Source organism: Gluconacetobacter johannae, assembly GCF_014174305.1.
GTDB lineage: Bacteria > Pseudomonadota > Alphaproteobacteria > Acetobacterales > Acetobacteraceae > Gluconacetobacter > Gluconacetobacter johannae.
The window spans coordinates 35386-42497 of record NZ_JABEQH010000028.1 but is presented as its reverse complement, the minus strand read 5'-3'; the positions used below and the strand labels follow the sequence as shown (position 1 = coordinate 42497).

Below are 7112 nucleotides of genomic sequence, written 5' to 3'. Positions count from 1 at the left end.
CCCGCCGCGCACCGGCGCGCGGCCGCCGGCCGCGATGCCGACCCGGCGGCGGGACGTGCCATCGCGCAACTGCGCCAGCACGGTCTCCGCGCCCGGAAAGCCCCCCGCCCGCGCCCCGCCGGTGCGGCGGCTTTTCTGGATCGACCAGTCCAGCGCGGCCTCGACCGGCGACGTCGTGCGGTCGATGTCCGAACCATAGAGGCACAGGCCGGCCTCCAGCCGCAGGCTGTCGCGCGCGCCCAGGCCCGCCGGGGCGACGCCCGGCTGCGCCAGCAGCGCCTCGGCCACGCGGACCGCGCCGTCCGAGGGCATGCCCAGTTCGAACCCGTCCTCGCCGGTATAGCCCGAGCGCGAGGCGATGCAGGGCACGCCGGCCACGTCGAATTCCGCCACGTCCATGAAGCGCATGTCCGCTGCCCGCGGGGCCAGGCCGGCCAGCGCCGCGCCGGCGGCGGGGCCCTGCACCGCGATCAGCGCGCGATCGGGCATCGCCTCGATTGTGCAGGCATCCTGCACGCCGGCCACGATATGGGCCAGGTCGCCTTCCTTGCAGGCGGCGTTGACGACCAGCAGCAGCCAGTCGTCCAGGCGCGAGACCATCAGGTCGTCGATGATGCCGCCCTGCGGATCGGTCAGCAGCGCGTAGCGCTGCCGCCCCGGCTTCAGCGACAGCATGTCGGCGGGCACCAGGCGTTCCAGCGCCAGGGCCGCGTCCTCGACCCGGCCCGAGCGGGCGCGCAGGCGGATCTGCCCCATATGGGACACGTCGAACAGGCCGGCGGCGGCGCGGGTATGCTGGTGCTCGGCCATCACCCCGGCCCGATACTGCACGGGCATCTGGTACCCCGCGAAGGGCACCATGCGCCCGCCCAGCGACAGATGCAGGTCGTGCAGCGGCGTGTGCAGCAGGGGCGCGTTCATGCGTCCCTCCGCGCCGCGCGCGGCCGGGCTGTGGGGGATGGGGAAAACCGGAAAGACGAAGTGCGGGACATGAACAGGGCCTCCTGAATCCATGCATTGGATCCGAATGCCCCTTCTGTCGCTGTGCCTGAGATCGCTATCCCGTCGGCGGACGCACGGGGCGCCTCTCTCCAGAAGTCAATGCCGGGCGGTCCTTTGGCCTGAGAGTTTCCGGGGCGGTTGCTCCTTCGGCGCCGGCTCTCGCCAGTCTCTCCCGCTTCAGCGTTCCGATGCTTGGCACATGTCTCGCGATCAAGTCAATTGATCCGGCGCTGGATCGCCTGCCGGCCCGGCGCTAGATTTGCGCGCACCGATCACCGGAACAGCGAAGGACGCCGACCATGGACGCACGCCCCCTGATCATCATCGCGGAATTCGAGACGACGCCGGAAACCCACGACAGATTTCTGGAAATCTGCGCCCATGACAGCGCGCATTCGGTAGCCGACGAACCCGGATGCCATTGTTTCGATGTGCTGGTGCCGGACGGCGAGGCGAATCGGGTCATCCTGCACGAAGTCTATACCGATCGCGCGGCCTTCGACACGCACCTGACCACGCCGCACTACAAGGCCTTCGCCGACGGCCTGGCGGCCCTGAACATCACCACCGTTGCGGTGCGGATGCTGGCGCGATACGCCCCACGGGGCTGAACGGGACGAGCCGGGGCGCCACCAACGGCGCCCCGGCTACGATCATACCCCGGCGGAGGGCAGGTTGCGGGCGATGTAGGGCGGCAGGTTGAACGCCCCGGCATGGATTTCCGGCGTCCAGTAGCCGGTGGTCCCCAGGATGCCGGCGGCCTCGGCGCGGGCGCGGATCGTCTCGACCGGATGGGCGGCCGGGTTCTGCCCCTTTGCCGCGACGCCCAGCGTCATGAACCCGCCGACATAGGTCGGCACCGCCGCGACATAGGCCGAGACATGCGGGAAGAAACGGGCGCGACGCAGGCTGGTCTCGCGCAGTTCGTCGGCCTGCATGAAGGGCACGCCGCACTGGTTCACGATGATGCCGTTCGGCGTCAGGATCCGCGCGCAATGTTCGTAGAACGAATCGGTGAACAGCACCTCGCCCACGCCGATCGGGTCCGTGCTGTCGACGATGATCGCATCCACCGACGCCGTTTCGGCGCGCGCGACATAGTCGATGCCATCGCCGACGATCACCTCGGCCCGGGGGTCGGTCCAGGCATCGCCCGCGATGCCGGGCAGGAAGCGCTTGGACAGGTCGATGACCTCGCCATCGATTTCCACCATCACCGCGCGGGTCACGCCGCGATGCTGCAGCACGCGGCGCAGCACGCCGCCATCGCCCGCGCCGATAATCAGCACGCTGCGCGCGTCGCCATGCGCCAGCAGGGGCACATGCGTCAGCATTTCCTGATAGACGAACTCGTCCCCCTCGGTGATCTGGATCACACCGTCGAGGACGAGGACGCGGCCGTGCGTCTCGCTTTCGAAAACCACGATATCCTGGAAGGCACTTTTCGCGCGCGCCAGTTCCTTCCGCACCCGGAATCGCTGCTGCCAGCCGTCATAGAGGGTTTCGCCGATCCACGCTTCGGTCATTGCCTGTTCTCCCTGCGCGTACATAAAAAAAGAGGCCGGACGGATCCGGCCCCCCGGTTCATGCGGACGGCGCCCTGTCGGACGCCATCCCGGCCCGTCACCCCACCCGGCCGCGACGCTGTTCGTCGACGACGACCCGGCCCGCCTGGAACAGGCGCTGCATCACCGGGATCGCAAGGTGCGGATCGCACGCGCCGCACATGAAGATATCCACGGCGGCGAAATCGCGTTCGGGCCACGTGTGGATCGAAATGTGGCTCTCGGCCAGCACCACCACGCCCGACACCCCGCCGTTGGGCGAGAAGTGATGGAAATGGCTGTGCAGGATCGTGGCGCCGGCCGTTACCGCCGCCTCGCACAGGGTGCGGTCGATCTGCGCCGGATCATCCAGATTCCGGGCCTCCCAAAGATCGACGAGAAGATGCGTTCCCGCAAACTTCATCCCGTCTTTCTCGACGAAATAATCCGTCCGTTCCTCGGACGAGGACGGAGAAGAGGACATCTGGTTATTGCTCGGGAGTTCCGAGACCATCCCCAGCTGAGCAAGTGCGTTCATCACGTACCCCCAAACCAGTAGACAGCCTGTTGGGCGGGATCGCCCCCTTGGGCCAAGGGGGCCGCTGATAAGGCCACAGCCTTGCTGGCGCAAGTGTTTTCAACAGCTCGGGACCGAATTTTTTATGTATTTTCCATGACACCGCCTCACCCGCCGCGCACGGGGGCGCGACGGGCCGGAGAACGCGTCAGGCGCGGGCCCGCCGCGCGCGTTTTTTCGGCGCCGGGGCGGCGTCCGCCAGCAACGGACGCAGGAAGCGCCCGGTATGGCTGTCCGGGCAGGCGGCGATGTCCTCGGGCGTGCCCTCGGCGACGATGCGCCCGCCGCCGTCACCGCCCTCGGGCCCCATGTCCAGCACCCAGTCGGCGGTCTTGATGACCTCGAGATTATGCTCGATCACCACGACGGTGTTGCCCTGGTCGACCAGGGCATGCAGCACCTCCAGCAGCTTACGCACGTCTTCGGTATGCAGGCCGGTGGTCGGCTCGTCGAGAATATACAGGGTGCGGCCGGTGGCGCGGCGGGCCAGTTCCTTGGACAGCTTGACGCGCTGCGCCTCGCCGCCCGACAGGGTGGTCGCCTGCTGGCCCAGCGCCACATAGCCCAGCCCCACCTGCTGCAGGATCGCCAGCCGGTCGCGGATGCGCGGCACGGCCGAGAAATACGGCAGGGCCTCGTCCACCGTCATGGCCAGCACGTCGGCGATGGATTTGCCGCGGAACTTCACCTCCAGCGTCTCGCGGTTATAGCGCGCGCCCTTGCAGGTATCGCAGGTCACGAACACGTCGGGCAGGAAGTGCATCTCGATCTTCAGCACGCCGTCGCCCTGGCAGGCCTCGCACCGCCCGCCCTTGACGTTGAACGAGAACCGCCCCGGCTTGTAGCCCCGCGCCTTGCTCTCCGGCAGTTCGGCGAACCAGTCGCGGATCGGCGCGAACAGGTCGGTGTAGGTCGCGGGGTTGGAGCGCGGCGTGCGGCCGATCGGCGACTGGTCGATGTCGATGATCTTGTCCAGCAGGTCCAGCCCCGCGATCCGGCGATAGGGCGCGGGAGTCTGCCCGGAGCCCATCAGTTGCCGCGACAGCGCCTTGTACAGCGTGTCGACCACCAGCGTCGATTTCCCCCCGCCCGAAACGCCGGTGACGCAGGTGAAGGTGCCCAGCGGAAAACGCGCCGTCACGTCCTTCAGATTGTTGCCGGCCGCCCCCTCCAGCACCAGGCTGCGCTCTGGATCGACGGGGCGGCGCTGCGCCGGCACCGCGATCCTGCGCCGGCCCGACAGGTAATCGCCGGTCAGGCTGGCCGGATTGGCCGCGACCTCGGCCGGGGTACCGCTGGCCACGACATGCCCGCCATTGACCCCTGCCCCCGGCCCCATGTCGATCAGCCAGTCGGCAGCGCGGATCGCGTCCTCGTCATGTTCCACGACGATCAGCGTGTTCCCCAGCCGTTTCAGCCGGTCCAGCGTCGCCAGCAGCCGTTCATTATCGCGCTGATGCAGCCCGATCGAAGGCTCGTCGAGCACATACAGCACGCCCGTCAGGCCCGAGCCGATCTGGCTGGCCAGCCGGATGCGCTGGCTTTCCCCGCCCGACAGGGTCGCCGACCCGCGCGACAGCGTCAGGTAATCCAGCCCCACATCGTCCAGGAACCGCAGCCGGTCGAGGATTTCACGCAGGATGCGCCGGGCGATTTCCGCCCGCTGGGGCGTCAGCGTCGCCTCCACCGTGCCGAACCACTCCAGCGCCCGGCGAATGGGCAGGTCCGACGCCGTGGCGATGTCCGACCCGGCGACGCGCACCGATAGCGCCTCAGGCCGCAGGCGCGCGCCTTGGCAGACATGGCACGGCTTGTCGGACTGGTAGCGCGACAGCTCCTCGCGCACCCAGACGCTGTCGGTTTCCGCCATGCGCCGGCGCAGGTTGGTCGCCACCCCCTCGAACGGCTTGGTCAGCCCGTAGGACCGCTTGCCGTCGCGATAGAGAAAGGTGATGTCGTCCTTGCCGCCGTCCAGGATCACGTCGCGCACCCCCTGCGGCAGGTCGCGCCACGGAGTGTCCATCCGCGCCCCGTAATGGGCGGCCAGGCTTTCCAGGGTCTGCTGGTAATAGGGGCTCTGGCTGCTGCGCCACGGGGCGACGGCGCCCCCGGCCAGCGACAGCGATTCGTCGGGGACGATCAGATGCGGGTCGAAGAACGTTTCGGTCCCGATTCCGTCGCAGGCCGGGCACGCGCCCTGCGGGGCGTTGAACGAGAACAGGCGCGGTTCGATCTCCTCCAGCGTGAAGCCACTGACCGGGCAGGCGAAGCGCGACGAGAAGACCATGTGCGGCGGGGGCTCGGCGCCTTCGCCACGCACGACCTCCTCGGCGTAGACCAGGCCGTCGGACAGGGCCAGGGCGGTCTCGAAACTGTCGGCCAGGCGGGATTCCAGCCCGGGCTTGACGACCACGCGGTCCACCACGGCCTCGACCGTGTGGCGCAGCTTGCGGTTCAGGTCCGGGACCTCGGCGATTTCGTGCAGGGTGCCGTCGACCTTGACGCGGGTGAAGCCCTTGCGCTGCAGTTCGGCCAGTTCCTTGCGGCATTCGCCCTTGCGGTCGCGGATCACCGGGGCCAGCAGGATCAGCCGCGTGCCCTCGGGCAGCGCCATGACGCGGTCCACCATCTGGCTGACGGTCTGCGCCTCGATCGGCAGGCCGGTCGCAGGCGAATAGGGCACGCCGGCCCGCGCCCACAGCAGGCGCATGTAATCATGGATTTCGGTGATCGTGCCCACGGTGGAACGCGGGTTCTTCGACGTCGTCTTCTGCTCGATCGAGATCGCCGGCGACAGGCCCTCGATCGAATCCATGTCGGGCTTGCCCATCAGCTCCAGGAACTGCCGCGCATAGGCCGACAGGCTTTCGACATAGCGCCGCTGCCCCTCGGCATAGATCGTATCGAACGCCAGGGACGATTTCCCCGATCCCGACAGGCCGGTCACCACCGTCAGGGCATCGCGCGGGATCTCGACGTCGATGTTCTTCAGGTTGTGCGCCCGCGCCCCGCGAACCCGGATCGACTGCGCCGCCGGCAGGCCAGGGGCAGGCCTGGATGGGGTATCCATGATGTCCGCTCTCCGCTTTTTTCCCGACGCGCACGGCGCGTTCCGTTCATACTCTGTTCTGACCTGTTCCGCGCCCCGCGCCAAGATCCGTCGCCCCGGAAAAATGCATCGCCCGGCCGATCGCATCGCCGGGGACGCCAGATGACGCGACACGGACAGGTATCCTCGGCCATGCAATTGGGTTAAGATGTCCGTTCAGCCTCGTCCGCCCCAGATACCGATCCGGGCGGACGGCATTATTCCATGGGGCGCGACCCGACGGGACGCGACTCCATACCGGACAGCAGCAGGAAGCACTATGGCGGGTAGCGTCAACAAGGTCATTCTCGTAGGCAATCTGGGCAAGGACCCCGAGGTCCGGAACACCCAGAACGGCGCCAAGATCGTCTCGCTGACGCTGGCGACCAGCGACACGTGGAACGACCGCGCGTCCGGCGAGCGGCGGGAACGGACCGAGTGGCATCGCGTCGTCATCTTCAACGAGCGCATCGCCGACGTGGCCGAGCGGTTCCTGCGGAAGGGACGCAAGATCTATCTGGAAGGCTCGCTCCAGACCCGCAAATGGACCGACCAGTCCGGGCAGGAACGCTATACGACCGAGGTCGTGGTCGACCGCTTCCGTGGCGACCTTGTGCTGCTGGACAGCAACCGCGGCGGTGACGCTGGCGACGACATGGGCGGCGGCTATTCGGCCCCGTCCGCCCCGCGCCAGATCGGCGGCGGTCGCGGCGGCAGCCAGGGCGGCGCCCCCTCGGGCGGTCCGTCCTCCGGTGGTTCTTCGTCCGGCGGCTGGGACGCGCCGCATGGCGGCGGCAGCGACATGGACGACGAAATTCCGTTCTGACCGGTTTTGCGGGGCGCCGCGACGGCCGGCGCGGGCCGCGCGGTTTCTCCGCCGCCGGCAAACCGTGCTAGGGTC

At 68.4% G+C, this 7112-nt stretch carries 6 protein-coding genes and 1 riboswitch; of the genes, 2 read left to right on the top strand and 4 right to left on the bottom strand.

What is annotated here, in order from left to right:
* Nucleotides 1-921: glycine cleavage system aminomethyltransferase GcvT (gene gcvT / locus HLH21_RS16050; protein ID WP_182944756.1), on the bottom strand; the 921-nt coding region annotated here is incomplete at its 3' end.
* Nucleotides 922-1099: 178 nt separating this feature from the next.
* Nucleotides 1100-1187, bottom strand: a riboswitch (glycine riboswitch).
* A gap of 114 nt (nucleotides 1188-1301) precedes the next feature.
* On the opposite strand from gcvT, the gene HLH21_RS16045 reads away from it, so the two are divergent.
* Nucleotides 1302-1613 (top strand): putative quinol monooxygenase, encoded by a 312-nt coding sequence (locus tag HLH21_RS16045; RefSeq protein WP_182944755.1) that lies wholly within the window; start codon nucleotides 1302-1304, stop codon nucleotides 1611-1613.
* Between the two features lie 42 nt (nucleotides 1614-1655).
* On the opposite strand, the gene speE is transcribed toward HLH21_RS16045, so the two are convergent.
* The 3 genes from speE to uvrA form a co-directional block, all read right to left on the bottom strand.
* Nucleotides 1656-2528 (bottom strand): polyamine aminopropyltransferase, encoded by an 873-nt coding sequence (gene speE, locus HLH21_RS16040; RefSeq protein WP_182944754.1) that lies wholly within the window; start codon nucleotides 2526-2528, stop codon nucleotides 1656-1658.
* Between the two features lie 97 nt (nucleotides 2529-2625).
* Complete coding sequence (gene speD, locus HLH21_RS16035; protein WP_182944753.1) at nucleotides 2626-3084, bottom strand: adenosylmethionine decarboxylase; 459 nt, start codon at nucleotides 3082-3084, stop codon at nucleotides 2626-2628.
* Between the two features lie 187 nt (nucleotides 3085-3271).
* The gene (gene uvrA, locus HLH21_RS16030; protein ID WP_182944752.1) at nucleotides 3272-6193 is read right to left on the bottom strand and encodes an excinuclease ABC subunit UvrA; all 2922 of its coding nucleotides are present in this window, start codon (nucleotides 6191-6193) and stop codon (nucleotides 3272-3274) included.
* A 298-nt stretch (nucleotides 6194-6491) separates the two neighbouring features.
* Here uvrA and ssb point away from each other — a divergent pair, with 298 nt between their 5' ends.
* Entirely contained in the window at nucleotides 6492-7037 is a 546-nt protein-coding gene (ssb, locus tag HLH21_RS16025) for a single-stranded DNA-binding protein (protein WP_182944751.1), read from the top strand.
* Nucleotides 7038-7112: the final 75 nt, after the last annotated feature.